Raw genomic sequence first — 26,556 nt, forward strand, 5'->3', positions numbered from 1 at the left:
TCCGGAAAACCGGCGCCCACTTTTCCGGATCATGCTTTACGCGTTGACCAGCTTCAGGCCTTCATCGGTGTAGCGCTTGCCGGCAACGGCGTCCTTCGGAACAGCAGCGGCAATGTCGGCAAGCTCCTTCGCGGTGAGCGTCACGTCGACGGCGCCGGCATTGTCTTCGAGATGCCTGACCTTGCGCACGCCCGGGATCGGCACGATGAAATCGCCCTGGTGGAGGACCCAGGCGAGCACCAGCTGTGCTGTCGTCACGCCTTTCGTCCGCGCGATTTTCTCAAGCGTCTCGACCAGCGACAGATTGGCCTTGATCGTGTCGGCCTGGAAGCGCGGCTGGGTGCGGCGCCAGTCATTGTCGCCGAGCGCTTCGGCGTTGCGGATCGCACCCGTCAGGAAGCCGCGGCCCAGGGGGCTGTAGGGCACGAAGCCGATGCCGAGCTCGCGGCAGGTGGCCAGCACTTCGGCTTCCGGATCACGCGTCCATAGCGAATATTCGCTCTGGACCGCGGCAATCGGGTGAATCCGATGCGCCCGCCGGATCGTCGCGGCGCTCGCCTCCGACAAGCCCAGCGCCTTCACTTTCCCGGCCCGGACCAGCTCGGCCATGGCGCCCACCGTGTCCTCGATCGGTACCTTGGGATCGACGCGATGCTGGTAGTAGAGGTCGATCACATCGATCCCCAGCCGCTTCAGCGAGGCGTCGGCGACGTCCTTCACATGCGCGGGGCGGCTATCGACGCCCGTGATCAATGATGGTCCGCCGCGCCCGTTGTCAAAGGTGAAGCCGAATTTGGTCGCGATCACCACCTTGTCGCGCAACCCCTTCAACGCCTTGCCGACCAAAATCTCGTTGTCGAAGGGACCATAGACTTCCGCCGTGTCGAAGAAGGTGACGCCGAGATCTACGGCGCGGCGCAAGGTCTCGATCGATTTTGCCTCTTCCTGGCCGCCATAGGCAAAGGTCATGCCCATGCAGCCGAGTCCGATGGCGGAGACGGTGAGATCGGCGCCGAGTTTGCGTTGTTTCATGGTCTTCTCCTCTGTCTGGAAATTCGCGATTTATCTAGGAAGGCCGCCTTTGTTCGTTAAGTCGTGCAATATCGAACAAGCTGTTCTATCTAGTTCATCAATGAAGCGCAGTGATCTGGCCGGTCTCACCCTCTTTGCCGAAGTCGTCGCGCGCGGCGGCTTTCGCGGCGCGGCAAAGGCCATCGGCATATCCCCATCGGCGGTCAGCCACGGCATCGACAGCCTGGAGAAGCGCCTGGGCGTGCGGTTGCTCAACCGGACCACGCGCAGCATTGCGCCGACCGAAGCTGGCCTCAAGCTGCTGGCCCGGCTCGGGCCGGCCCTCAACGACATCGATGCGGCGCTCGCCGGCCTCGCTGAAAGCGGCGGCGAGCCGGCCGGCGTCCTGCGCCTGACGGCGGCACAATCCGTCACCCAGTTCCTGCTGATCCCGCATCTCGGTCAATTCAAGGAGCGCTATCCGGACGTCATCGTCGATCTTCACATCGATGACAGCCTCACCGATATCGTCGCGCGAAACTTCGACGCCGGCATCCGCCTGGGTGAAAGTCTCGAGCAGGATATGATCGCGGTGCGGATAGGGGGCGATCTCAGGGGCATTATTGTCGCGGCGCCGGACTATCTCGCTTCTGCCGGCGTTCCCCGTAGGCCGGAAGATCTACAGCGGCATAATTGTATCGGGCTGAGGTTTCCGGGCGGCAACATCTATCGATGGGAATTGGAGAAGGATGGCAACGTCGTCGAAGTGAGCGTCCGCGGCTCGCTGGTGCTGAACGACAGTGGCCTCACTGTCGAGGCGGCCAGGGCCGGGATCGGTCTCGCTTATGCATTCGAAGATCGGGTGAGGAAGGATCTCGCGGCCGGCAGTCTCGTCTGCGTACTCGATGAATGGTGCCCGTCCTATCCCGGCTTCTTTCTCTACTATCCCCGCCAGCGCCATATGCGTCCGGCACTGCGCGCCTTCATCGATTTCATCCGCCGCATCAATCCAGAAAGGTGATGCGCGGCCGATACTCGATCTCGCGCAGGAGCTTGCGGCGCATGGCCTCGGCGAAATCCTCATAGTCCTTGGCCGCCATCACGAAGCTTTCAGGCCCCGACTGGACATTGCGGCGATAGTAGTCGGCGAGATCGGCGACCTCGTTCTGGATGGCGAGACCGTTGACAATGACGCCGCGGGCGAGCGCCATGGCACGGGCCTGATCGACGAGCACGGTGAATTCGCGCGCCACCGATTCGCGCCCATCGCCCGAGACGTCAACCACTTCGCGTTCGCCCTTGATGCTGTTGGTATCGATCGATCGCAGGGCCGCGGCGATGCCTTCGCCGATCGCCGTCGATCCGGTCTGCCGGCGGGGATATGCCTCGACGCTCCTGGCGAAGCTTTCCGCATCAGCATCGCTTGTGATGACGAACCAGCCGGTCGTGTCCTTTGGCGCCTGCGGCTCGGCCCAGATCAGGAGATTGACGGCGATGCTCTTCTGCGGGCCGGAACGGATCGCCTTGCGGACCGCCGCATCACGGAATCCGCTGGCGATGCCGGCGAGCTGCAGCTGGTATTCCTGGTCGTTGACGCTGCCCGAGGCGTCGACCGCCAGTACAAGCTCGAGATCGACGGCAGTCTCGGCGGCTTGGCCGGCTGGCGCAAAGCCCATGGCAAGAATGAAGAAAGCCAGCAGGTGTCGCATCGAACCGAAGCCTATATCCAGCGCCGTGTCGGCGGCAGAGTTGAAAACTTCTCACCGGCCTGACGCTGCCGCGCCGTTGCAGGCATTCCGTGCATTCGCTAGAAACTTCTCGAATACGCCCGTCTTTTCAAGGAAATCCCATGCGCAGTCAGGCTCGTGTAGTCGTCATCGGCGGCGGTGTCGTCGGTGCGTCCGTACTCTATCACCTCACCAAGCGCGGCTGGAAGGATGTCGTCCTGGTGGAGCGGGACGAGCTCACTTCCGGGTCGACCTGGCATGCGGCGGGCGGCTTCCATACGCTCAACGGCGATCCCAATGTCGCGAAGCTGCAGGAATATACGATCAATCTCTACAAGGAGATCGAGCAGATCTCGGGTCAGGCGACCGGCATTCATCTGACCGGCGGCGTCATGCTCGTCTCCAATCGCGACCGCTGGGACTGGCTCAAGATGGCGCATGCGCGCAACCGCTATCTCGGCGTCCCGACCGAGCTCATTCCGGTCAAGGAGGCGAAGAAGCATTGGCCGCTGCTCGATGAGAAGCAGTTCATCGGCGCCATGTATCATCCGCTCGAGGGCCATCTCGATCCTTCCGGCACGACGCATGCCTATGCCAAGGCGGCGCGCGTGCAGGGTGCGGAAGTTATCCGCAAGAACCGCGTCACCGATACGGTGCAGCGCCAGGATGGAACGTGGGATGTCGTCACCGAGCAAGGCACGATCCATGCCGAGCATGTGGTCAATGCCGGCGGCCTGTGGGCGCGCGAGGTGGGGCGCTTTGTCGGCCTCGAATTGCCGATCCTCGCCATGGCGCATCAGTATCTCATCACCGAGGAAATTCCCGAGGTCGTCGCCTTCAACAAGGAGACCGGCCGCGAGATGCTGCATTGCATCGATTTCGATGGCGAGCTCTATATGCGCCAGGAGCGCACCGGCGCGCTGGTTGGCACCTATGAGCCCAATGGCAGGCCGTGGTCGCCGAAAGCAGCACCGTGGGATTTCTCGACCGAGCTGCTGCCGCCCGATCTCGACCACATCTCCGACAATCTCGAACGCGCCTTCCAGCACCATCCGGCGCTTGCCAAGGCCGGCATCAAGAATGTCATCCACGGGCCCTTCACTTTCGCGCCCGACGGCAATCCGCTGGTCGGGCCGATCCGCGGCCTTCACAATTACTGGGTCGCCTGCGGCGTGATGGCGGGCTTCAGCCAGGGCGGCGGTGTCGGCCTCGCTCTGTCCAACTGGATCGTCGACGGCGATCCAGGCTTCGACATCTGGGCCATGGATGTGGCGCGCTACGGCTCGTGGGCGAACATGTCCTATACGTCGAAGAAGGTCATCGAGAATTACGGGCGCCGTTTCCGCATCACCTTCCCGAATGAGGAGCTGCCGGCGGCGCGGCCGCTGCGCACGAGCGCCCTCTATGACCGGTTCAAGGCGATGGGCGCTTTCTTCGGCGTGGCCTATGGCCTCGAGCAGGCCTTGTGGTTCGCGCCCAAGGGCAAGAAGCCGCAGGAGAAGATCACCTTCCGGCGCTCAAATGCCTTTCCGATCATCGGCGATGAATGCCGCGCGGTGCGCAACGGCGTGGGGGTGATCGAGATCACCGGCTATGCCAAATACGAGATCACGGGAACGGGGGCCGAGAGCTGGCTGTCGCATCTCCTCACCAATCGCATGCCGGCCAAAGGACATCTGGCATTGACGCCGATGCTCAATGAAGCGGGCAAGCTCATCGGCGACTTCACCGTCGCCAAGGCGGACGACGAGCGCTTCTACATCTTCGGATCAGGCCCGGCCGAGAACTATCACATGCGCTGGTTCGAGGCGCATCTGCCGAAGGACGGTAGTGTCGCGGTGCGCCCGCTCGCTTTCGAGCTGGCCGGGCTTTCGATCGCCGGACCCAAATCGCGCGAGCTTCTGGCCAGGCTGACCGATGAAGATGTCTCCAATGCCGCCATGCCCTTCATGGCCTTCCGCGAAATGGATCTGGGAATCGTGCCGGCCAAGGTCGGCCGCGTCTCCTTCACCGGCGATCTGGGCTTCGAGATCTGGGTACGATCGGACTATCTCGCCGCCGCGCATGACATGATCGTCGAGGCGGGGCGCGATCTTGGCCTCGTCCATTTCGGCGGCCGGGCGTTGATGTCGCTCCGCCTTGAAAAATCCTGGGGCACCTGGGCGCGCGAATACCGTCCGATCTATGGGCCGCTGGAAGCGGGACTTGGCCGCTTCGTGTCTTTCAAGAAGAATGATTTCATCGGCCGTGACGGTGCCCTCAAGGAGAAGGAGGCGGGCGGCAAGCTCAGGCTCGTGACGTTCACGGTCGAGACCAGAGATGTCGATGTCATCGGCGATGAGCCGGTTTGGTACAAAAACAATGTCGTCGGCTGGGTCACCTCGGGTGGCTATGCCCATTTTGTCGGCCAGTCGGTGGCGCTCGGCTATGTGCCGAAGGAGATCGCCGAGGACGACCAGGGCTTCGAGATCGAGATCATCGGCAAGCGCTACAATGCGAAGCCGCAACGCCAGCCCTTGTTCGATCCCAAAGGCGAGCGCATGAGGGGCTGAGGATAGTTGCCAATGGCCGGCCTGATCACGCCTCTGATCATGTGCGGTGGGGCGGGCACGCGCCTGCAGCCCATTTCGCGCGAGAGCCTGCCGAAACAGTTCCTGCCGTTGTTCGCGGATCATTCGACATTCCAGGAGACCGCGCTGCGCTTGCGCGATCCTGACCTCTTCGCGACGCCGGTCATCATTACCCACCATAGCTGTCAGGGTCATGTGGAAAGGCAGCTGAAGGCCCTTCGGGCACCGGCAGAAATCATCCTTGAGCCGGAACGAAAGGGCTCGGGCCCTGCCATTCTGGCGGGCACCCTGCATATCGCCGCCACGCGTGGCGGCGATGCCATGGTGCTTGCGCTTGCCGCCGATCACGTCGTGCGCGATGGCGATGGCTTCCGAGGGACTTGCAGGGCGGCGCTCGATGCGGCGAGATCAGGGGCGATCGTCACATTCGGAATCGTGCCAGATCATGCGGCCACCGGCTATGGCTATATCGAGCCGGGCGAGGTGATGGCCGGCAATGCCCGGAGCGTGCGCCGGTTCATCGAGAAGCCGGATGCCGACAGCGCCGCGCGCCATATGCGTGACGGCCTGTTGTGGAACTCGGGCAATTTCCTGTTTCAGGCACCGAGCCTGATCGATGAGTATCGACGGTTCGATGGTGAAACCGTCGAGGCGGTGCACGCCGCCATGCAGGGAGCGGCCGTCCATTCCCATGTCGTGCGGCCTCAGGACAGTGCTTTCGCGCGGGCTGCCGGCCGGTCGATCGATTATGCCGTCATGGAGAAGACGGCACGTGCCGCGGTTGTGCCAGCTCTGCATGACTGGACGGATATCGGTTCCTGGCAAACGATCTATGCGTTGCTGCGCAGCGGACAAGGCGGCGGGCCGCATGCGCTGAGATGTATTTCGGTTCAGCCGGGCGAGGTGCTGGCCTTGCCGCGGCTTCGGCAGGCCGAATATTGGATCGTCGCATCCGGCGATGGTGTTGCGATGGTTGGCACCACATCGCATCCCGTGAAGGCCAATGAATTCGTCTATATCTCTCCCGGCAGCGACGGCCATATCGCGAACCGAGGCGAAGGCGAACTTGGGATCGTGGCGGTCTCAGCCGATATTCTGCTGCCCGAACCGGACTGATCAGCTGGGGGTTATCGTGCGGGTGGGTCGGCCCAGTTCCGCCCATTCGGCTGCCAGTAGCGCCGCAATGCCGAGGCCGGCGAATCCGGCGACCAGCGGAATCACCGTGCCGTCATAGAGCTGGCCGACCGGCGTGCCGGTGCCCACCGCGACCAGATTGGAGAGGGATCCCACCACCGCTGCCGCCACGCCGGCAATGTGGCCCATGGGCTCCATGGCAAGCGCGCTGTAATTGCTGAACTGCAGGCCGTTGCAGAAGAACAGCACGGTCATATAGGCCATGAAGGCCCAGAGCGGGGGATGGCCCCCGAGCAGGAAGGCGATGACCAGGAAGACGATCGACAGCAGGCATGAGGTGCGCAGGGCCCATTTTGACAGGTTGCGCATGCCGAAGCGGTTCACCAGCCGGGCATTGACAATGGCGGCAAGGCCGATGCCGGCAGCCAGTATGCCGAAATAGAGACCGAACAGCCTGCCGGTGCCATATTGCTCCTGGAAGATCTGCTGTGAGGTGCCGAGATAGCTGATGACGGCGCCGAAGATGAAGCCTGTCGCCAGGGTGTAGCCGAGGGTGGTGCGATGGGTGACCGCCTCCCGGGCCGAGAGCAGGATGCGGCGCAGCGACAAGGGTACCCGGTCGGGCGGCGCCAGTGTCTCGCTCTGGCGCATCGCCAGCCACAGGAAATCGACCATGCCCATGATCGCGAGACCGAAGAAAATGGCGCGCCAGTCGGCGACGAACAGGATGAGCTGGCCGATCGAGGGCGCCATGACCGGAACCAGGATCAGCACCGCCATCACGAAGGACATGATCCGCGCCATGGCGCGGCCACCATGAAGGTCGCGCACCATGGCCATGCCGACGATGCGCGGGCCCGCGGCGCCGAAGCCCTGCAAAGCGCGCGCCAGGATCATGGTGGTGAAGTCGGTGGTGACGGCGCAGATCAGCCCGCCGGCAATGAAGCAGCCGATGCCGGCATACATTGCCGGCTTCCGTCCGGTGCTGTCGGAAATGGGGCCATAGATGAACTGGCCGACGGTGAGCCCGGCGAAGAAGGCGGTAAGGACGAGCTGGCGGTCATTCGGGTCGCCGGCGCCGAGGTCGCGCGCGATGTCACCCAGCGCCGCCAGCATGCCGTCGATCGACATGGCGATGAGCGAGAAAGTGAGGGCCATCAGCGTGATGAATTCCACGCTGGAGCGTTGCGGTGCCGGTGTCGTCATCGGTGGCGATCAGCTCGGCGTGATGGCGAGAGCACGGCGGCCTCTTTCCGCCCATTCGGTGGCGAGGAGGGCGGCAAGGCCCATGCAGGCGAAGCCCGCGATCAACGGGATGACCGTGCCGTCATAGAGGCGCCCGATCGGGGTGCCGGCACTGACCGCAACAAGGCTCGACAGCGAACCGGTCACCGCCGCGGCAACGCCCGCAATATGGCCCATCGGCTCCATCGCCAGCGCATTGTAGTTGCCGAAGAGGAGGCCGTTGAAGAAGAACAGCACCGTCATGAAGGAGACGAAAGCCCAGAGCGGCGGATGCCCGTCCAGGAGATAGGCAACACCCAGGAAGCCCACGGACAGGAGGCAGGCCGACCACAGCGCCCATTTCGACAGATTGCGCATGCCGAAACGCATCACCAGCTTGGCATTGACGATAGAGGCGAGGCCGATGCCGGCCGCGAGAATGCCGAAGAACAGGGCGAAGAGCTTGCCGGTGCCGTACTGCTCCTGGAAAATCTGCTGCGATGTGCCGAGATAGCTGATGAAGGCGCCGAAGACGAAGCCGGTCGCCAGCGTATAGCCGAGCGTCACGCGGTTGCTCAGCGCCTCGCGGGTGGCGCGCAGGATATGGCCGAGCGAAAGGGGAACGCGGTCGGCAGGCTTCAGCGTCTCCTCCTGGCGTGTCGCCAGCCAGAGAAAGTCGATGATGCCGACGATCACCAGGCCGTAGAAGATGCCGCGCCAGCTGGCGAAGAGCAGCATGAGCTGGCCGATCGAGGGGGCGAGGATCGGCACCAGAATGAACACCGCCATGACGAAGGACATGATGCGCGCCATGGCGCGCCCGGCATAGAGATCGCGCACCATCGCCATGGCGACGATGCGCGGCCCGGCGGCGCCGAACCCTTGAAGCACGCGGCCCAGAATCAGGGTGGTGAAATCATGGGTGAGGGCGCAAATGAGGCCGCCGGCGATGAAGCAGATGATGCCGGCATACATTGCGGGCTTGCGGCCGGTGCTGTCGGAAATGGGCCCATAGATGAACTGGCCCAGCGTCAGCCCGCCGAAGAAAGCCGTCAGGACGAGCTGGCGGTCATTCGGGTCGCGGGCGCCGAGATCGTTGGCGATATCGCCCAGGGCCGGCAGCATCGAATCGATCGACATCGCTATCAGCGAGAAAGTGAGGGCGATGAGCGCGATGAACTCCGCGCTGGAGCGTTGCGGTCCAGTTGTTGTCATGACGGAACTTTCACGAAGGGGCGCACAATAGCGGCGGCGGGCCGTGCTGTCATCCCTGCCAGCCCTGCGCCGGAAGCTGGCTACGTAGCGAAATTCAGCATGAGCAGCCTGCGATTTCCCCCTGCGATGGCGGTCACCCCTTCGATATCGACACTGATATGGGCTTTCATGTTATGCCTTCAGCGGTTTGCGGCTAGGCCAGACGGACATGAAGATCGATACCAGCCACCGGAGCGTCAGCCTCGACCCGCGCGAGACCGGGTTCTTCAATAATCCTTATCCCGCTTATGAGCGCCTGCGCGAGGCGGTCCCCGTCTTCAAATGGGAAGACTATGGCTATTGGTGCTTCGCGCGCCATGACGATGTGGCGGCACTGCTGCGCGACCGCCGCTTCGGCCGCCAGATCCTGCATGTGATGTCGCGCGCCGAGCTGGGCTGGCCTGAAACACCTGAGCATCTGAGGCCGTTCTACGCGTTCGAGCAGCATTCGCTGCTCGAGACCGAGCCGCCGGTGCATACGAGGCTGCGCGGCCTCGTCAACCGGGCCTTCCTGTCGCGCACGGTCGAGCGGTTGCGGCCGCGCATCGCACAGTTGACGCATGAGCTGATCGATGGCTTCGCAACCAGGCGCGAGGTCGAGCTGCTCGAGCATCTCGCAACGCCCATTCCCATCACGGTCATCGCCGAGCTTCTGGGCGTGCCGGTTGAAACGGGACCGCAGCTTCTCGCCTGGTCGCATGACATGGTGGCGATGTACCAGGCGCGGCGCGATCCGGAGATCGAACGCAAGGCGGTCGAAGCGACCATTGCCTTCAGCGCCTTCATGCGGGGGTTCGTGCGGGAAAGGCGCAAGAGTCCGGGCGATGACCTGCTCTCCCAGCTGATCGCCGCCGAGGCGGAGGGAAAGTCGCTCTCCGAGGAGGAGCTCATCACCACGGCAGTCCTGCTCCTCAATGCCGGGCATGAAGCGAGCGTGCATGCCATCGGCAATGGGGTAAAGGCGCTCCTGGAAGAGCGGCAGGCGGGACCGGATCTCGGTGAAGGCCATATCGAGGAACTGCTGCGCTTCGATGCGCCGCTTCATCTCTTCACCCGCTATGCACTGGAAGATGTCGATTTTAACGGCCTCAGATTGAAGAAAGGCGAGACGGTCGGCCTGCTGCTCGGCGCCGCCAATCGTGACCCGGCGCGCTTTTCCGAGCCCGACCGGTTCGATCCGTTGCGGACGCCCAATCCGCATGTAAGCTTCGGCGCCGGCATCCATTTCTGCGTCGGTGCGCCGCTCGCCCGGCTGGAGCTCAATGTGGCGTTGCCGATCCTGTTCCAGCGCCTGCCGGGGCTGAAGCTGGCCCGACGGCCAGCCTACCGGGATGCCTATCATTTCCACGGACTGGAACGCCTCGACCTGATTTGGTAGCGCATCGGCCGTAAAAGTGCAGTGCGGTTTCAGGATAAGCCGATGCGCCATCGACAAGGTCGTTTCCGCGCCATGCCAAGGCGGAAATGCGCCGTCTCCGGGGCCCTGTTGAGCGTATCACCCGAGGAGGTGAGATGAATTCAACGGTGTGATGATGTCCGAAGCCCAGACCCTTCCTTCCTCAGGCGGCCGCCGCGCCCGCGGCGGCGCCGAGGCGCGCCGCGCCGCGCGCACTTCCGGCACGGCCAAGCAGCAGGGCTTCATCCGCCGCCAGGTTCCGCTCTATGAACCCTTCAGCGCCGAGCAGCTCGAGCTCATCGAGGCCAATGCCGAGACGGTGCTGCAGGAGATCGGCATCGATTTCCGCGACGACGCCGAGGCGCTGTCGATGTGGAAGGCGGCGGGGGCGGATGTGAGGGGCGATCGGGTGCGCTTCCCCAAGGGCCTGGTGCGCTCGCTCATCAAGACGGCGCCACGCGAGTTCGTGCAATATGCGCGGAACCCTGAGCGCTCCGTCACGGTCGGTGGCAACAACACGATCTTCGTGCCGGTCTATGGCCCGCCCTTCATCCGCAATCTCGATGAGGGCCGGCGCTATGCGACGATCGAGGATTTCCGCAATTTCGTGAAGCTCGCTTACATGTCGCCGTCGCTGCATCATTCCGGCGGCACCGTGTGCGAGCCGGTCGACATCCCGGTGGCCAAGCGCCATCTCGACATGGTCTACAGCCATATCCGCTATTCCGACAAACCTTTCATGGGCTCGGTCACGGCGCCCGAGCGTGCCGAAGATTCCGTGACGATGGCAAAGATGGTGTTCGGCGATGAATTCGTCGACCAGAATTGCGTGCTGATCAATCTCATCAACGCCAATTCGCCACTCGTCTTCGACGGCACGATGGTGGGGGCGCTCAAGGTCTATGCACGCGCCAACCAGGCCACTGTCGTGTCGCCCTTCATTCTGTCGGGCGCCATGTCGGCGGTGACGGTGGTCGGCACGCTCACCCAGATCCTCGCCGAAGCCTCGGTCGGCATGGCCTTCGCGCAGCTCTGCCGTCCTGGAGCACCCGTCGTGTTCGGCACTTTCGCGAGCTCGATCTCGATGCAGTCGGGCGCACCCACTTTCGGCACGCCGGAACCGGCGCATGTGCTGTTCGGCGCGGCCCAGCTGGCGCGCCGGTTGGGCGTGCCCTTCCGCTCAGGCGGCGGCCTGTGCGCTTCCAAGGTCACCGACGCGCAGGCCGCGCATGAGACCGCCAACACGCTGTGGCCGGCGCTGATGGGCGGGGTCAATTTCATGCTGCATGCGGCGGGCTGGCTCGAAGGCGGGCTCGTCAGCTCCTATGAGAAATTCATCATCGACGCCGACCAGCTCACCATGTTCCAGCGCTTCGCCGAAGGCGTCGACTTCTCCGAGAACGGGCAGGGGCTGTCGGCCATCCGCGAAGTGGGGCCGGGGTCGCATTTCCTCGGCTGCGCCCATACCCAGGCCAATTTCGAGACGGCCTTCTGGCGCTCGCTCGTCGCCGACAACAATTCCTTCGAGCAGTGGCGCGATGATGGCGAGAAGGATGCGACGAAGCGCGCAAACGAGACGTGGAAGCGAATGCTCCGCGACTATGAGGCGCCGGTTCTCGATCCGGGCCTTGATGAAGCACTTCAGGCCTTCATGACGAAACGCAAGGAAGTGCTGCCCGACAGCGTGGCGTGAGGCTTCACGTCCGGCTCAATCGTCTATCACACCAAATCTTCTGGGGCCCGGCAGGCCTTCCCTGTTCGCGCGGGCGACCCAAGTGCATTCAGAATGCATTGCGTTTTCGATGAACTGTAATTCTTCCGGCGTGAATTGTTTCCGCCATTTGACGCCATGGGCTTTCGTCGCAGCCCGCATCTTCTGATACCAGTTGCTGCTGTTGATGGCATCCTGATTATCCGAGGCCTTTGATGAGCTCATGGTGCAAATCCCAAGGGTATCTGGTACAGTGGATCATATCACCTGTCATCTTGGGCCGCCATAGGACGGGGGAGGCTCCTAAATCAGCCTTCTGTAGTCGCCTTCGGCGCCCTGGCATCCGACCAGGCGTAGAAACCGACACCCAAAACGATCAGCGTCGTGCCGATGGCGTCCACGAAAGTGAAGGCCTCGCCGAGGAAGATCACCGCCAGGATGATGGTAACCAGCGGCGAGAGGGTCGAGATCATCGAGGAGGCCTGGGGCGTGATGCGGCCAAGGCCGGCATTGATGAAGAAGGCGGGAAGCACGGTGGCGAAGAAGGCACAGCCCGCCACCAGCATCAGATAGTGCGAGGAGACCGCTGGACCGACGCCGTGCGAGGTAATGGCATAGTGGACGAGGCTCGCGACGCCCGCCGAGGACATGGCGATGGCGGTGAAGAGCGTGCTGCCCATGGCCGAGATCAGGTTTTTGGCGAGCAACTGATAGAGCGCGAAAGCGAGCGCGGCGCCCAGCACCAGGATCGTGCCGATGACGGCGTTCCAGCCATCGACCGACACGCCGCTTGAGAAGATGAGCGCGAGACCGGAATAGGTGATGCCGGCGCCGATCAGCCCGCGCAGAGTGATGCGGCCCTTGAAGAACAGCCAGCCCAGCAGCATCACGAAGACCGGATAGGTGAAGAGCACCAGTCGCTCGAGCTGGGCGGTGATGAAGACGAGACCGGCGAAATCGAGATAGGCGGCGACATAATAGCCGATGAAGCCGTTGAGGCAGGCAAGCGCCACCACACGCCGGCTCGGATAAGGCCGGCCGGCCCGACGGTGCAGATAGAGCGCATAGAGGCCGACGGCGAGGAAGAAGGGCAGCGACATCATCATGCGCAGAGCGAGCATGAGGGCGGCATCCGACTTCTCGAGATAAGCGAGCTTGATGAAGATGGCCTTGGAAGAGAAGAGGGCGGCGCCCATGGCCGTGAAAGCATAGCCGAGCCACGGCAGCGGGGCTGCCGTGACCGGCGCGCTCTCGGTGGTGGTCTCGCTCATGGTGACCGCTTACACGGAAATGCGAGGCCGGGCTGTAGAAGGATGGGCATGACAGCCGCGCCATTCCTGCAAGGCTTTGCGGCTGGCTCACCCCATTCAGCACTTCGCACCACCTTCCCCGCAAGGGGAAGGAGATTTTTAGTGCCCCTCGAAAGATACCAGTGTGTGGATCTTGACACCCTTGTCGCGCAGAAGCTTGCTGCCGCCGATATCGGGAAGGTCGATGACGAAGGCCGCCGCCACCACTTCGCCGCCCGATTTGCGGATGAGATCGATGGCGGCATTGGCGGTGCCGCCGGTGGCGACGAGATCGTCGATCAGGAGAATGCGGTCGCCCCTGCTTACCGCATCGGCATGGATCTCGATCGTGTCGACGCCATATTCGAGCGCGTAGTCCTGGCCGATCACCTTGTAGGGCAGCTTGCCCTTCTTGCGAATGGGCACGAAGCCGCGGCCCAGCACATGGGCGACCGCGCCGCCTAAAATGAAGCCACGGGCTTCGATGCCGGCAACATAGTCGATCTCAGCCTTGAGGAACGGCCAGGCCAGCTCATCGACGGCGGCGCGGAAGGCATGCAGATTGGCGAGGAGGGTGGTGATGTCGCGGAACAGGATGCCCTTCTTCGGATAGTCGGGGATCGTCCTGATATAGCGCTTGATGTCGAAGCCGTTGCGCAGATCCATATTCTCCCTCCTCAGGGCCATTTTACTTCGGGCGGCAGCGACGACAGGATGGACTCGACATTGCCGCCGGTCTTGAGGCCGAAGATCGTGCCGCGGTCATGCAGCAGGTTGAACTCCACATAGCGGCCACGGCGAATGAGCTGCTCCTCGCGGTCGGCTTCGGTCCAGGCTTCGTTCATATTGGCGCGCACGATCGGAGGATAGGCGGCGCGAAAAGCCTTGCCTACCTCCTGCACGAAAGCGAAATCCGCCGCCCAGTCGCCGGAATCGAGATAATCGAAGAAGATGCCGCCAATGCCGCGCGGCTCCTGGCGGTGCGGCAGGAAGAAATAGTCATCGCACCATTTCTTGTATTTCGCGTAGTCGGCGACCGCATGCGCATCGCAAGCCCGCTTCATGGCCGCGTGGAAGGCGATGCTGTCGGCATGATCCTGGCTGCGCCGGCGGTCGAGCACCGGGGTCAGGTCGGCGCCGCCACCGAACCAGGACTTCGACGTTACCACCATGCGCGTGTTCATGTGCACGGTGGGCACGAAGGGACTACGCGGATGGGCGATGAGCGAGATGCCCGAAGCCCAGAAGCGCGGATCCTCCTCCGCACCCGGTATCTGCTTGCGGAACTCAGGCGAAAACTCGCCATGTACCGTGGAGCAATGGATGCCGGCCTTCTCGAACAGGCGGCCATGGATCATCGACATGACGCCTCCGCCGCCGGCAGCCCCCGTGTGATCCTGGCGTGTCCAGTCCTTGCGGATGAAGCGGCCAGCCGGATCGGTTCCGCCGATCTCGTCTTCCAGTTGCTCGAATTGGGCGCAGAGCTGATCGCGCAGCTCTTCGAACCAGGCGCGCGCCACTGTCCGGCGCTGCTCGGGGGATAGGGTCATGGGCCGATTCTGGCGAAGCCTGGCCCGAATGACAAAGCGTTTTCTCGACACACCCCAGCTTTGGGCCAACTTCAGGGGAAAGCCTTGAGCTGGCGCAAGGCTTCACCGGTGATCATGGCGCAAGCGAGCGCCACATTGAGGGAGCGCAGGCCCTCCCGCATGGGGATCAGGAGGCGGGCGTCGGCGGCGTCATGAACCTCATCCGGCACGCCCGAGCTCTCGCGGCCCATGAGGAGGATGTCGCCCGCCCGGAAGCTGAAATCGGTATAGGGCGTCGCGGCTTTGGTCGAGGCAAGGATCAGACGTTGCCCCCGGCTGGCGGTGCGGAAGGCGGTCCAGGAGGCGTCGCGCAGCACCAGGGCATGGTCGAGATAGTCCATGCCGGCGCGCTTCAGCGAAGAATCGGACCAGGTGAAGCCCGCGGGCTCGATGATCCGTACCTTCAGGCCGAAGCAGGCGGCCATGCGCATGATGGTCGCCGCATTGGGCGGAATATCGGGCTGGAAGAGGGCGATTTCGATCATGGTTTTCAGCTCTTTAGCCCCGGATGGGGACAAGCGCCAACTATCCCGTCACTGCGACACTTGATGGCTAGACATTCCGGAAACCCGATGCCAAAAACACACCAATTCGTGTGCCGACCCGTTTGCGCGGGCCTGCCGGTGTGCCCTTTGCGAGAGGAAACTGCCACGTGTCCACAGCCGAACATGCCGATCCGAACCGGCGCGACTTTCTCTACATAGCCACCGGTGCGGCCGGTGCGGTGGGCGCGGCCCTGGTGGCCTGGCCGTTTATCGACCAGATGAATCCCGACGCCTCGGTGCGCGCCCTGGCCTCGATCGAGCTCGACATCGCGCCGATCGCGGAAGGCCAAAGCATTACCATCAAGTGGCGCGGCAACCCGGTCTTCGTGCGTCATCGCACCCAGAAGGAGATCGACGACGCCAAGGCGGTGCCGGTTTCCGACCTGCCCGATCCCGATGCGCGCAACGCCAATGTGAAAGAGGGCGATCCCGCCACCGACGTCAATCGCGTGGTCGACGGCAAGGAGAAGCTCCTGGTGATGATGGGCGTGTGCACGCATCTGGGCTGCGTGCCGCTCGGCCAGCAGGGCGATTACGGCGGGTGGTTCTGCCCGTGCCACGGCTCGCACTACGACACCGCCGGGCGCATCCGCAAAGGTCCGGCGCCGCAGAACCTGCCGGTGCCGATATACGCATATATTTCCGATACCAAGATCCGTATCGGCTAACAGAGGGCACGCGATGGGCGGACATTCGAATTACCAACCCAAGAGCGCCGCAGAGAAGTGGCTGCATGAGCGCCTCCCGATCGTCGAGCTGGTCAAGAGCTCGGCTCTCGATTTCCCGACGCCGAAGAACCTGAACTACTGGTGGACCTTCGGCGGCATCCTCGCCCTCATGCTGGTGGTGCAGATCATCACCGGCATCGTGCTGGTGATGCACTACACGCCACAGGCCGAACTCGCCTTCAATTCGGTCGAGCACATCATGCGCGACGTGAATTACGGCTGGCTGCTGCGCTACATGCACGCCAATGGCGCGTCGATGTTCTTCATCGCCGTCTATATCCATATCTTCCGCGGCATGTATTACGGCTCCTACAAGGCGCCGCGCGAAGTGCTGTGGATCATCGGCGTCCTCATCTACCTAGTGATGATGGCTACCGCCTTCATGGGCTATGTGCTGCCCTGGGGCCAGATGAGCTTCTGGGGCGCCAAGGTGATCACCAACCTGTTCTCGGCGATTCCGTTTGTCGGCGAAGCGGTCACCACCTGGCTGTGGGGCGGCTATGCGGTCGACAACCCGACGCTGAACCGCTTCTTCTCGCTGCACTATCTGCTGCCCTTCGTGCTCGCCGGCCTGGTCGGCCTGCATATCTGGGCGCTGCACGTGCCGGGCAACAACAACCCGACCGGGGTGAGCGTGAAGTCGGGACAGGACACGGTGCCGTTCCACCCCTACTACACGATGAAGGACTCCTTCGCGATCGTCGTGTTCCTCATCTTCTTCGGCCTGTTCCTGTTCTTCTCGCCGAACTATCTCGGCCACGCGATCAACTACCAGCCGGCCGATCCGCTCGTGACGCCCGCGCATATCGTGCCGGAATGGTACTATCTGCCGTTCTACGCGATCCTGCGCGCCATTCCCGATAAGCTCGGCGGCGTCGTCGCGATGTTCGGCTCGATCCTGATCCTCTTCGCGCTGCCCTGGCTCGACACGTCCAAGGTCCGCTCGGGCACGTACCGGCCGCTCTACAAGGTGTTCTTCTGGTTCTTCGTCTTAACCTGCATCGCGCTTGGCTATCTGGGCTCGAAGCCGCCGGAGGGCGCCTATGTGTGGTGGTCGCGTTTCTTCACCATCTACTATTTTGTGCATTTCCTGGTGATCCTGCCGCTGCTCGGCCTGCTCGAGACGCCGAAGCCGCTGCCCTCATCGATCTCCGATGACGTGCTCGCCAAGAAGAAACCCGCCTTGCCGCAAGGCCAGGCCCAGCCTGCCGAGTGATCTGGAGAAAGACCCATGAAACTGCTCAAGACACTCGCCGCCGCCTCGCTGGTTCTTCTCGCGGTGCCGGCCTTTGCCGCCGAAGGCCAGAAGGATGCGAAGGACATCTCCTATTCCTTCGAAGGCCCCTTCGGCACATTCGACAAGGGCCAGCTGCAGCGTGGCTACAAGGTCTACAAGGAAGTCTGCTCGGCCTGCCATGCGATGCATCTCCTGTCGTTCCGCAACCTCTCCGATCACGGTGGCCCAGGCTTCACCGAGGAGCAGGTCAAGGCGCTGGCTGCGACCTTCACTGTCAAGGATGGACCGGGCGAAGACGGCGAGATGTTCGATCGTCCGGGTCTGCCGTCCGACCGATTCCCCTCGCCATTCCCCAATGATCAGGCGGCGAAGAACGCCAATGGCGGGGCGCTGCCGCCCGATCTGTCGCTGATCACCAAGTCGCGGGCCGGCTGGTACGGCACCTTCAACCAGCTCGTCAACGGCATCGGCGGACCTGAATATGTCTATTCGGTGCTGACCGGCTTCGAGCAGCCGCCACCGGAAATCGCCAAGGAGGCGGTGGAAGGCAAGCACTACAATCCCTATTTCGCCAGTGGCCATTGGATGGGGATGGCGCCGCCGCTCACCGACGGCCAGGTGACTTTCGATGACGGCGCGCCGGACAAGGTTGACGATATGGCGCGCGATGTCTCGGCGTTTCTCGCCTGGGCCGCCGAGCCCAAGATGGAAGAGCGCAAATCGATGGGCTTTGCCACCATCATCTATCTCGCGATCTTCGCGGTGCTGCTCTATCTCGTAAAGCAGCGCGTCTGGGCCAAGGTCGAGCACTGAATTCCATTGCAGGACGAATGAGAATGGCCGGATCTTCTCCGGCCATTTTCTTCTGATGTCCCCGTAACGGCACCGACAAGTCGCAACGGACGGGTCTGGGCATTGCTGGCTTTGGCGGACCGAACATGCTTTGGTGCCGGCATGACCGAACCCACCCAGGTACAAGTCGAGCAGCTCACCCGCGCCTTCGAGCGGTTCACGCGCCGATTCAAGGTGGCGGAGGCCGCTGCCGCCACGGATAACGCGCTCAATGCCCTGGATGCCGAAACCTTGGTGTTCATCGGCAACAATCCCGGTTGCGGCATGGGGGACGTCGCCCGATATCTCAATGTCGCCTTGACGACGATGTCCTCCGCCATCGACCGGCTGGTGCGGAGGAGCTTGATCGAGCGCCGCCGGACCGAGGACGATCGCCGATCGCTGGCGCTGACCGTGACCCACAAAGGACGGCAGGCCATCGATGATCACGTCGCCGCCTATCGCGAATTGTGCCGTATCATGCTTCGGTCGCTCGATCCGCGGGAACAGGACGAGTTGATCCGGCTAACGGAAAAAATCGCCGGCACACAGGCTTGAATACTACGAGTTTCGTACTATCTTGATGGCTTCCCTGGCTCTCAGTTTTGAGGCCAACCGTAAATGGAGGCACCGATGGCAATCGTCATCAATGGAACGGAGTATCCGTTGCCGGATGACCCGCGAATCTCGCTGCTTGACCTGCTGAGGGAGCGGCTTGGCCTGACCGGCACAAAGCTGGGCTGCAATCAGGGGGGCTGCGGAGCCTGCACCGTCATCATCGATGGCACGCGGGTGCTGTCGTGCCTGACGCTGGCGGTCCAGGCGGACGGGCGCGAGGTGTGGACGATCGAAGGACTGGCGGCGAAGGATGGTCAGCTTCATCCGCTGCAGCAGGCCTTCATCGAGCATGACGGCCTCCAATGCGGCTACTGCACACCAGGTCAGATTTGCTCCGCCATCGCTATGGTCGAGGAGTTGCGCAGGGGAGACCCCAGCTATGTGACGGCCGATCTCACCGAAGGCCCGATGGGCGCGACGCGCCATGAGATACGCGAACGGATGAGCGGCAACCTCTGCCGGTGCGGCGCGCATAACGGGATCGTCGAAGCGATCGAGGAGATAATGGCCGGAGGCGCGGCATGAGAGCGTTCGATTATCGGCGTGCCGGCGACCGGGCCGAAGCCCTGTCCATCGCAAGAACGGAAACTGCCCGCTATCTCGGCGGCGGCACCAATCTGGTGGACCTGATGCGGCAGAACATCGAAGCGCCGGCCGCGCTGGTGGACGTGTCCCGTCTGCCGGGCCTTATCGAGGATACGCCAACTGGCGGCCTGATGATCGGCGCCGCCGTCCGCAACAGCGTCGTTGCCGCGCATCCTGCCGTGCGGGCGCGTTATCCGATGCTATCGCGTGCCATCCTGGCCGGCGCGTCGGCACAGATCCGCAACATGGCGACCGTCGGGGGCAATATCCTCCAGAGGACGCGCTGTGCCTACTTCTATGATGCCGCCGGATCGCACTGCAACAAGCGCGAACCTGGTGCCGGTTGTGACGCCATCGAAGGTTTCAACCGCTATCACGCGATCTTCGGCGCGTCAGAGCACTGCATCGCGACGCATCCGTCCGACATGTGCGTGGCGCTCGCAGCACTTGGCGCGACCGTGCATCTCGCCGGCGCCGGAGGCGAAAGAAACGTGCCGTTGCTCGATCTCCATCGGTTGCCCGGTGATCATCCGGAGATCGAGACGATATTGAGACCGGGCGAATTGATCACCGCGATCGAGCTCGCGCCGAGCGAAGCCGCGGCAAATTCCGGCTATCGCAAGGTTCGCGACCGTTCGAGCTATGCCTTCGCGCTGGTCTCGGTGGCCGCAGGACTGGGCCTCGCCGCGGGCAAAATCGAAGACGTGCGGATCGCCATGGGCGGTGTCGCGGCGAAGCCGTGGCGCGCCGCGCGCGCCGAGCAAGTTCTACGCGGCCAGGTTCCTACGAGAGAGCGTTTCCGCGAGGCCGCCGATACCGAGCTCGCTGCCGCCAAGGCTTTCGATGGCAATGAATTCAAGGTCGAGCTGGCGAAAAGGACCATTGTCGCCATGCTCAGCGAACTCGCAGGAACAGAAGCATGAGCAAGCTGCAGAACGCCATCGTCGGCGGTGTCCGCACCGCGATGAGCTATGTCCCCAGCAGCTGGCTGCCGGGCGGCAAGCCCGATCCATTGATAGAGCGACGCGTCACCCTCGGCACACAACAGTCGCGCCTCGATGGTCCTGACAAGGTGCGGGGTTCCTCGCGCTTCGCCGCCGAGGTGCCGATGGAGCGTTTGCTCTATGCCGCTTGCGTCCATTCGACTATCGCCCGCGGCAGGATCTCGGAGATTGACGTCTCCTCCGCCGAGGCGGCGCCGGGCGTCGTTCTTGTCATGACGCATCGCAACGCGCCCAAGATGGCGTTGCCGCCGCCGATTGGACTGGCCAATCTCAAGGCCGCCGGCAACAACATTCTGCCGGTGATGCAGGACCCGGAGATTCGCTGGAACGGGCAGGCGGTCGCAGTGGTACTGGCCGAAACGCAGGAGCAAGCCGATCACGCCGCATCGCTGGTCAAAGCAAGCTACGAGAGCGTCGCCGCACGCACGCGGTTCGAGGATGCCAAGGCCGATGCGCGGACGCCCGACTCGCTCATGATCGAGAGGAATCGGCTGAAGAAAGGCGATGTGCAGGCGGCGTTCCGGAGAGCTGTGCGCAGTGTTGATGCGACCTATCGAACGCCGTGGCACAATCACAATCCGATCGAGCCCAATTCCGCGACGATCGCCTGGAATGGCGACCGGCTGATCGTTCATGACGCAACGCAGATGCTGAACGGCACAGCCGGCTCACTCGCCAAGGTTTTCGGCATCAAGGAGACACAGGTGCATGTGAGCTCGCCCTTCGTTGGCGGGGGCTTCGGCGGGAAGGCGCTGTGGGATTACCAGATCCTGGGCGCCGCAGCGGCCAAGCTTGCCGGCCGGCCGGTGCGTATCGTTCTGTCCCGCGCCGGCATGCATCGTCTGATCGGCGGCCGGTCACCGACGGAACAGCGCGTCGCTCTTGCCGCTGACGCCGACGGAAAGCTCATGGGACTGATCCACCACGGCTTCTCGGTAAAGCCGCCGCACAGCGTCTGCGACGAGGCGTTCACCCTGACCAGCCGATCGCTCTATGCATCGGCCAGCTTCGACGTCGTCCAGCACACTCTCGACCTCGATGTGCTGGCGAACACCTTCATGCGCGCGCCCGGAGAAGCCGTCGGCACTTTCGCGATCGAATGCGCAATGGACGAACTGGCGCATGGATTGGGGATGGATCCCATCGAGCTCAGGCGCCGCAACGTCGCCGATTGCGATCCGGTCACCGGCACGCCGCATTCCCAAAGCGACCTGATGCTGGCTTATGACCTGGGCGCGAAGCGGTTCGGCTGGAATCGTCGCGCGGCAACGCCGCGTTCGCGCAAGGATAATGAGTGGCTTCTCGGCATGGGCTGTGCGACGGGCTCCTTCCCATATGCCCGGATGCCCGGCATGTCCGCCCGGATCACCATCGACGGCGACGGTCAAGCCACGGTTTCAAGTGCCGCGCATGAGATGGGCGTCGGCACCGCGACGGTGCAGCGACAGCACGCGGCGGACCGTCTTGGCTTGCCACTGGAACGAGTCACGGTCAGGATCGGTGATACCAGCCTGCCCTTTGGCAGCTTTGCCGGTGGTTCGTCGCAGACCGCTTCGCTGGGGGCGGCCATCAATGCGGCCAGCGGAAAGCTGGCCAGCGAGCTGCTGCGCCTGGCTGGCAACGACACGCCTCTCGCTGGTCTGAAGGTGGGGGAGATCGAATTTGCCAATGGCGGCCTGCGGAAGATCGACGATCAATCTCGCCACGAGAGCTTCGTGTCGATCCTCAAGCGTGCGGCACGCCGCGAGGTCAGCGTGTCAGGAGAGAGCGGTGCGCCCCTCGAAATGCTCAAATTCTCGATGCACAGCAGGTCGGCGATCTTTTGCGAGCTGCGCGTGAGCGAAGTGACAGGAGAGGTCCGCGTGGACCGACTTGTCGGTTGCTTCGATTGTGGCCGCATTCTCAACCCGAAGACCGCCGCGAGCCAGTTTCGAGGCGGCATGATCATGGGAATCGGCATGGCGCTGACCGAGGAGACCTTGTTCGATGAGCGAACCGGAAGGATCATGAGCGCCTCGATCGCGGATTACCACGTGCCGGTGCATCTCGACGTGCCGGACATCGATGTGCTGTGGACCGATATTCCCGATCCCCGTACCCCCATGGGAGCGCGCGGCATCGGTGAAATTGGCATCACCGGGGTCGCGGCCGCCATCGCCAACGCTGCGTTCAATGCCACGGGAAAACGCGTTCGCGAGCTGCCGCTGACGCCGGACAAGTTTCTGTTTGCCTGACCGATATATAGCGCAGGCATGTTCCAATGCCGATGATGGCTTCCTGGATCATCGACATTCCTTGCCGAATTATAAGCATCCGCCACGCGCCACATTGCCGAGATGTAAGCAAAACGCCACCTCGCCGCCGAAATCGTAAGCCACCTGACAAACAGGAGGCTTATGGCGATGAGCATGAAGCGTTCGCTGCGGCGTGAATTCGTGGGCGCACTGGTCGATACGGCGCGCCATTTCAGCCATTTCGTCGATCGCCGGGCACAGCGGCTCGGTTTGACCGGCGCGCAGATCCGCGTGCTCCGGTCGCGGCGGGAGGCCATGCCTGACAGGCTGCCGGCCGAATGACGATCAGTTCCGGATGGCGGCGAGGACGAATTTGTCGAGAATGTCGAAGGAGACCCAGTCCTGGCTCTCCTCGCCGTAGAGCCCCGCCGCTATTGCCACCACGAGGTCAAAGGCGGGAACCACATAGAGCCGCTGTCCGCCATGGCCCTGCGCACTGACCCACGATATGTCGCGGTCACCGACTTTTCCGTGATCGGTCCACCATTGATAGCCATAGCCGAGAGAAGGAATATCCTCATTGAAGCCCGTGACATGGGTTCTGGTCGCTTCATCGATCCATTCCCGCGAAACGATCCGCCGGCCATTCCACATGCCCTTGTCGAGCACGAGCTGGCCGATCTTGGCCATGTCGCGCGGGCGCAGGCGCAATCCCGAATCGGCAGCGAACTCGCCATTGGCCGGCATCTTCATCCATTGAAAGTCGGTAATGCCAAGCGGGTCGAACAAGGCTTCTTTGGCGAAATCGGCAAGGAACTTGCGTGTTGTCCGCTGCACGATCCCGCCGAGAAGCTGGGTATCGCCGCCGCTATAGTTCCATCTGGCGCCGGGCTCATGTTGCAGGGGCTTGGCGAGTACGAAGCGATAGGGATTGACCGATCGGATCATCGCAAACTGATCGTTGCGGTCATCGTCATAGGGGGCCACCTCATCCCAGGCGAGTCCCGATGTCATGGTCAAGAGATGGCGCAGTCTGATCGTAACCTTCCGCGGCTCTTGCAGAGCCGCGGAGTCGGTGTAGAAGGCAAACAAGGGTTCCTCGACGCTCGCGATGTGCCTGCGATCGATGGCGATGCCGGCGAGCAGGGAGACGACGCTCTTACTGACCGAGTACATGTCGTGCTTCACCTGCGCGGAATAGGCCATGGTCCGGGGCTGCGATCTCCATTCATTGTCGTCGCCCGGCCGGTAAGTCTCATACACAAGCTTGCCGCGGCGGATGACGACGACCGCGTGGATCTTCATCTGCGGCGATCTGTCGAGCGTCGCGTCGATCGAGCAAAGAAGGGCCGTATCGAATCCGGCTTGCTCGGGTGTGGCGGTCGGCCATTCCATTTGGGCGGCGACAGATGCGCCGCAGGTTTCGGCCGCCACGCTCCAGGTCGGGACGGTGATCGCATAACCAAGAAACAGGGCGGCCAACACGGATCGCATGATACATCCTCATCGCGGCAGCCACTTTCAATGCGCCGATCAAGGCTGTACATCATTCGCGGGCGCAGGAAAACTCCACGGGGTGGGCAATGACGAAATCGGTTCTCGGCATCATCGGCGGATCGGGCGTCTATGACATCGACATCGACGACGCCCGCTGGGAAACGATCGCCTCGCCCTGGGGCGAGCCTTCCGACCAGCTGCGGCGTGGCGAAATCGACGGCCTGCCGGTGGTCTTCCTGCCCCGCCATGGCCGCGGCCACCGCTTCTCGCCCACCACGATCAACTACCGCGCCAATATCGACATACTGAAGCGGGCCGGCGTCACCGATATCATCTCGCTGTCGGCCTGCGGCTCGTTTCGCGAGGAGCTCGCGCCCGGGCACTTCGTGCTGGTCGACCAGTTCATCGACCGCACCTTCGCGCGCGAGAAGAGCTTCTTCGGTACCGGTTGCGTGGCGCATGTGTCACTCGCCTATCCGGTGTCGCCGACATTGCAGGACCTGGCGGAGGCGGCGCTCAAGGCGGAGAACGTGCCTTACGCGCGCGGCGGGACCTATCTGGTGATGGAAGGCCCGCAATTCTCCACCCTCGCCGAATCGCAACTTTACCGGTCGTGGGGATGCAGCGTGATCGGCATGACCAACATGCCGGAAGCGAAGCTCGCGCGCGAGGCGGAGCTGCCTTACTGCACCGTCGCGATGGTGACCGACTATGATTCCTGGCATCCGCATCATGGCGAGGTTGACATCATGTCGATCCTGCGCGTGCTGAAAGGCAACAGCGAGAATGCCCGGCGCTTCGTGACGCGGCTCGCCAAGGATTTTCCGCGCCAGCATCCGGCCTGCCAGGTCGGTTCCGACCAGGCGCTCGAATATGCGATCATGACGGCACCCGAGAAGCGCGATCCAGAACTGCTCGGGAAGCTCGACGCGGTGGCGGGACGGGTTCTCAGCGCGTCAAAATAAAGCCATCAGACAGCCCCATTCAGCCCGCTCTCCGAGTCTATTGAACCAAGATGCGTTCCTGCGCGTTAGAAGCAGAACAGCGGTCGTGGACGGAGGGGTCGTTTGGCAAAATTCATCACAAGACGTTCATTTCTCGGCAGGTCGATGGTGGCCGGCGCCGGGCTTGTCCTTGCGTCACGCAACGGCTTCGGCCAGGAAGAGAACATGTCGACCACCGACGGCACGGTCGATCCCTTTCCCATTCCGCAAGTCGACCTGAAGAAGATCCCGGCGGAGTTCCGCCGCCAGACGGTCGAGTATCTCGGTCATGAGTGGCCGGGAACCATCGTCGTCGACACCAAGACGAAGCATCTGTTCAAGATCCTGCCCGGTCAGCAGGCGATCCGCTATGGCGTCGGCGTCGGGCGGGAAGGCTTCTCCTGGTCAGGCGAGGCGCAAGTCGGCGCCAAGCAGATGTGGCCGACCTGGAACCCGCCCGCCGAAATGGTGGCGCGCGATCCCAATGCCGCCAAATGGGCGAACGGACAGCCGGGCGGACCCGACAATCCGTTGGGTGCCAGAGCCCTCTATCTCTACCAGAACAGCAAGGACACGCTGTTCCGCATCCATGGCACCAATGCGCCGAAATCGATCGGCAAGGCGATGTCGTCCGGCTGCATCCGCATGCTGAACCAGGATGTGGTCGAGCTCTACCGCATGACGCCGATCGGCACGCGCGTCACCGTGCTGCCTTCCGATCCGCAGCAGATCTTCGAGGAAGACGAGATCGCCGGTACCGCCGGTGGCGCCGATGTCATCCAATAATCGCGGGCAGTGAGATCGCCGGCGCCTGATCAGTTCAGCAAGGCCGCGCTCGACTTCTTGCGCTTCTTTGCCGCGAGCGCCGTGGTCTTGGGCTTGAGCGGCTTGTAGGCGGGCGAAAGAACCATCCGCACGAAAGGATGCTTGGCCAGCCGCTTCTGCTCGGAGGCATCGAAGGCGACATGCTTACGGGTACAGGCTTTCTGGATCTGGTCGCGGATGGCCTGCGCCTTGCGCTCGACCATGTCGCAGTTTCGCTCACGCAATACGCTCACCTTGGCCTCGATCTCCCGGGCGCAGTCCATCCAGATCGCGCGATGTGTCTCCTCATGCTTCCTGAGAAAGCCCGAGAATTGCTGCCAGCGGTCGCGAACCCCGGGTGAAAGGGCTTTTTCATTGGCGAGCTTCGGCAGGCGAATGGTGAAATCCGCCTTGATCTGGTAATTCGTCATGCGGCAACTGTTGGCCTGCTGCAGCCTGCCTTCCTGGGTCGATTCCATCACGGTCGCGGCATAGGCCTTCTCGCCGCAAGCGCCAAGACGAGACTTGGTTGCCGGCTGTCGCGGCTTGCCGAGGAAAGCCGACGCTACGCCACCGATCGCCCTG

The 26,556-nt window shown here is 63.0% G+C and carries 26 protein-coding genes; 15 read left to right on the top strand and 11 right to left on the bottom strand.

The window, feature by feature from the left end:
• Window positions 1-36: 36 nt before the first annotated feature.
• Window positions 37-1,032 (bottom strand): aldo/keto reductase, encoded by a 996-nt coding sequence (locus DT068_RS09115; RefSeq protein ID WP_119389503.1) that lies wholly within the window; start codon window positions 1,030-1,032, stop codon window positions 37-39.
• Between the two features lie 100 nt (window positions 1,033-1,132).
• On the opposite strand from DT068_RS09115, the gene DT068_RS09120 reads away from it, so the two are divergent.
• Entirely contained in the window at window positions 1,133-2,032 is a 900-nt protein-coding gene (locus tag DT068_RS09120) for a LysR family transcriptional regulator (RefSeq protein WP_119389504.1), read from the top strand.
• On the opposite strand, the gene DT068_RS09125 is transcribed toward DT068_RS09120, so the two are convergent.
• Entirely contained in the window at window positions 2,016-2,720 is a 705-nt protein-coding gene (locus DT068_RS09125; protein ID WP_119389505.1) for a DUF1194 domain-containing protein, read from the bottom strand. The two genes, DT068_RS09120 and DT068_RS09125, sit on opposite strands and share 17 nt — an antisense overlap.
• Before the next feature lie 140 nt (window positions 2,721-2,860).
• Here DT068_RS09125 and DT068_RS09130 point away from each other — a divergent pair, with 140 nt between their 5' ends.
• Entirely contained in the window at window positions 2,861-5,290 is a 2,430-nt protein-coding gene (locus DT068_RS09130; RefSeq protein WP_119389506.1) for a GcvT family protein, read from the top strand.
• Window positions 5,291-5,302: 12 nt separating this feature from the next.
• The gene (locus DT068_RS09135; protein ID WP_119389507.1) at window positions 5,303-6,424 is read left to right on the top strand and encodes a sugar phosphate nucleotidyltransferase; all 1,122 of its coding nucleotides are present in this window, start codon (window positions 5,303-5,305) and stop codon (window positions 6,422-6,424) included.
• On the opposite strand, the gene DT068_RS09140 is transcribed toward DT068_RS09135, so the two are convergent.
• Window positions 6,425-7,648: a multidrug effflux MFS transporter gene (locus tag DT068_RS09140; protein WP_119389508.1), complete on the bottom strand. Its 1,224-nt coding sequence runs from the start codon at window positions 7,646-7,648 to the stop codon at window positions 6,425-6,427. It lies immediately after the preceding gene.
• A gap of 9 nt (window positions 7,649-7,657) precedes the next feature.
• Complete coding sequence (locus DT068_RS09145) at window positions 7,658-8,881, bottom strand: multidrug effflux MFS transporter (protein ID WP_119389509.1); 1,224 nt, start codon at window positions 8,879-8,881, stop codon at window positions 7,658-7,660.
• Window positions 8,882-9,089: 208 nt separating this feature from the next.
• On the opposite strand from DT068_RS09145, the gene DT068_RS09150 reads away from it, so the two are divergent.
• Together DT068_RS09150 and DT068_RS09155 are read left to right on the top strand one after the other, a co-directional pair.
• A complete protein-coding gene (locus tag DT068_RS09150) occupies window positions 9,090-10,298 on the top strand; it encodes a cytochrome P450 (protein ID WP_119389510.1) in 1,209 nt (402 codons plus the stop codon).
• Window positions 10,299-10,452: 154 nt separating this feature from the next.
• Window positions 10,453-12,009, top strand: a complete 1,557-nt coding sequence (locus DT068_RS09155) for a trimethylamine methyltransferase family protein (protein WP_119389789.1) — start codon at window positions 10,453-10,455, stop codon at window positions 12,007-12,009.
• Between the two features lie 15 nt (window positions 12,010-12,024).
• Here DT068_RS09155 and DT068_RS27950 read toward each other — a convergent pair whose 3' ends face one another.
• From DT068_RS27950 to DT068_RS09175, 5 genes are all read right to left on the bottom strand, one after another.
• The gene (locus DT068_RS27950) at window positions 12,025-12,252 is read right to left on the bottom strand and encodes a hypothetical protein (RefSeq protein ID WP_162914086.1); all 228 of its coding nucleotides are present in this window, start codon (window positions 12,250-12,252) and stop codon (window positions 12,025-12,027) included.
• Between the two features lie 83 nt (window positions 12,253-12,335).
• A complete protein-coding gene (locus DT068_RS09160; RefSeq protein ID WP_119389511.1) occupies window positions 12,336-13,298 on the bottom strand; it encodes a DMT family transporter in 963 nt (320 codons plus the stop codon).
• Between the two features lie 138 nt (window positions 13,299-13,436).
• Window positions 13,437-13,982, bottom strand: coding sequence for an adenine phosphoribosyltransferase (locus DT068_RS09165; RefSeq protein WP_119389512.1), 546 nt, complete (start codon window positions 13,980-13,982; stop codon window positions 13,437-13,439).
• A gap of 11 nt (window positions 13,983-13,993) precedes the next feature.
• Entirely contained in the window at window positions 13,994-14,866 is an 873-nt protein-coding gene (gene hemF / locus DT068_RS09170) for an oxygen-dependent coproporphyrinogen oxidase (protein ID WP_119389513.1), read from the bottom strand.
• Between the two features lie 71 nt (window positions 14,867-14,937).
• Window positions 14,938-15,390: a tRNA (cytidine(34)-2'-O)-methyltransferase gene (locus DT068_RS09175; protein ID WP_119389514.1), complete on the bottom strand. Its 453-nt coding sequence runs from the start codon at window positions 15,388-15,390 to the stop codon at window positions 14,938-14,940.
• Window positions 15,391-15,557: 167 nt separating this feature from the next.
• Between DT068_RS09175 and petA the strand changes: the two genes are divergently transcribed.
• The 8 genes from petA (at window position 15,558) to DT068_RS09215 (ending at window position 23,029) form a co-directional block, all read left to right on the top strand.
• Window positions 15,558-16,118, top strand: a complete 561-nt coding sequence (petA, locus tag DT068_RS09180; protein ID WP_119389515.1) for a ubiquinol-cytochrome c reductase iron-sulfur subunit — start codon at window positions 15,558-15,560, stop codon at window positions 16,116-16,118.
• Between the two features lie 13 nt (window positions 16,119-16,131).
• Window positions 16,132-17,394, top strand: a complete 1,263-nt coding sequence (locus DT068_RS09185; RefSeq protein WP_119389516.1) for a cytochrome b — start codon at window positions 16,132-16,134, stop codon at window positions 17,392-17,394.
• A gap of 15 nt (window positions 17,395-17,409) precedes the next feature.
• Window positions 17,410-18,228 carry a cytochrome c1 gene (locus tag DT068_RS09190; RefSeq protein WP_119389517.1) on the top strand — a complete coding sequence of 273 codons (819 nt, stop codon included), beginning with the start codon at window positions 17,410-17,412 and terminating at the stop codon, window positions 18,226-18,228.
• A 141-nt stretch (window positions 18,229-18,369) separates the two neighbouring features.
• Complete coding sequence (locus DT068_RS09195; protein WP_119389518.1) at window positions 18,370-18,804, top strand: MarR family winged helix-turn-helix transcriptional regulator; 435 nt, start codon at window positions 18,370-18,372, stop codon at window positions 18,802-18,804.
• Window positions 18,805-18,879: 75 nt separating this feature from the next.
• Complete coding sequence (locus DT068_RS09200; RefSeq protein ID WP_119389790.1) at window positions 18,880-19,389, top strand: (2Fe-2S)-binding protein; 510 nt, start codon at window positions 18,880-18,882, stop codon at window positions 19,387-19,389.
• Complete coding sequence (locus DT068_RS09205; protein ID WP_119389519.1) at window positions 19,386-20,372, top strand: FAD binding domain-containing protein; 987 nt, start codon at window positions 19,386-19,388, stop codon at window positions 20,370-20,372. The genes DT068_RS09200 and DT068_RS09205 overlap by 4 nt, the downstream gene beginning before the upstream one ends.
• Before the next feature lie 41 nt (window positions 20,373-20,413).
• Window positions 20,414-22,687 (top strand): xanthine dehydrogenase family protein molybdopterin-binding subunit, encoded by a 2,274-nt coding sequence (locus DT068_RS09210; RefSeq protein ID WP_438816423.1) that lies wholly within the window; start codon window positions 20,414-20,416, stop codon window positions 22,685-22,687.
• 168 nt (window positions 22,688-22,855) lie between these two features.
• Complete coding sequence (locus tag DT068_RS09215; RefSeq protein WP_162914087.1) at window positions 22,856-23,029, top strand: hypothetical protein; 174 nt, start codon at window positions 22,856-22,858, stop codon at window positions 23,027-23,029.
• A gap of 3 nt (window positions 23,030-23,032) precedes the next feature.
• Here the strand turns inward: DT068_RS09215 and DT068_RS09220 are convergent, their stop codons facing one another.
• Window positions 23,033-24,181: a serine hydrolase domain-containing protein gene (locus DT068_RS09220; RefSeq protein ID WP_119389522.1), complete on the bottom strand. Its 1,149-nt coding sequence runs from the start codon at window positions 24,179-24,181 to the stop codon at window positions 23,033-23,035.
• Between the two features lie 89 nt (window positions 24,182-24,270).
• Here DT068_RS09220 and DT068_RS09225 point away from each other — a divergent pair, with 89 nt between their 5' ends.
• Together DT068_RS09225 and DT068_RS09230 are read left to right on the top strand one after the other, a co-directional pair.
• Window positions 24,271-25,149, top strand: a complete 879-nt coding sequence (locus DT068_RS09225) for an S-methyl-5'-thioadenosine phosphorylase (protein WP_119389523.1) — start codon at window positions 24,271-24,273, stop codon at window positions 25,147-25,149.
• A gap of 204 nt (window positions 25,150-25,353) precedes the next feature.
• Window positions 25,354-25,953, top strand: a complete 600-nt coding sequence (locus tag DT068_RS09230; protein ID WP_438816424.1) for a L,D-transpeptidase — start codon at window positions 25,354-25,356, stop codon at window positions 25,951-25,953.
• A 29-nt stretch (window positions 25,954-25,982) separates the two neighbouring features.
• On the opposite strand, the gene DT068_RS09235 is transcribed toward DT068_RS09230, so the two are convergent.
• Window positions 25,983-26,549, bottom strand: coding sequence for a DUF922 domain-containing protein (locus DT068_RS09235; RefSeq protein WP_368904629.1), 567 nt, complete (start codon window positions 26,547-26,549; stop codon window positions 25,983-25,985).
• Window positions 26,550-26,556: the final 7 nt, after the last annotated feature.

This window comes from Taklimakanibacter lacteus, assembly GCA_003576695.1.
GTDB lineage: Bacteria > Pseudomonadota > Alphaproteobacteria > Rhizobiales > Aestuariivirgaceae > Taklimakanibacter > Taklimakanibacter lacteus.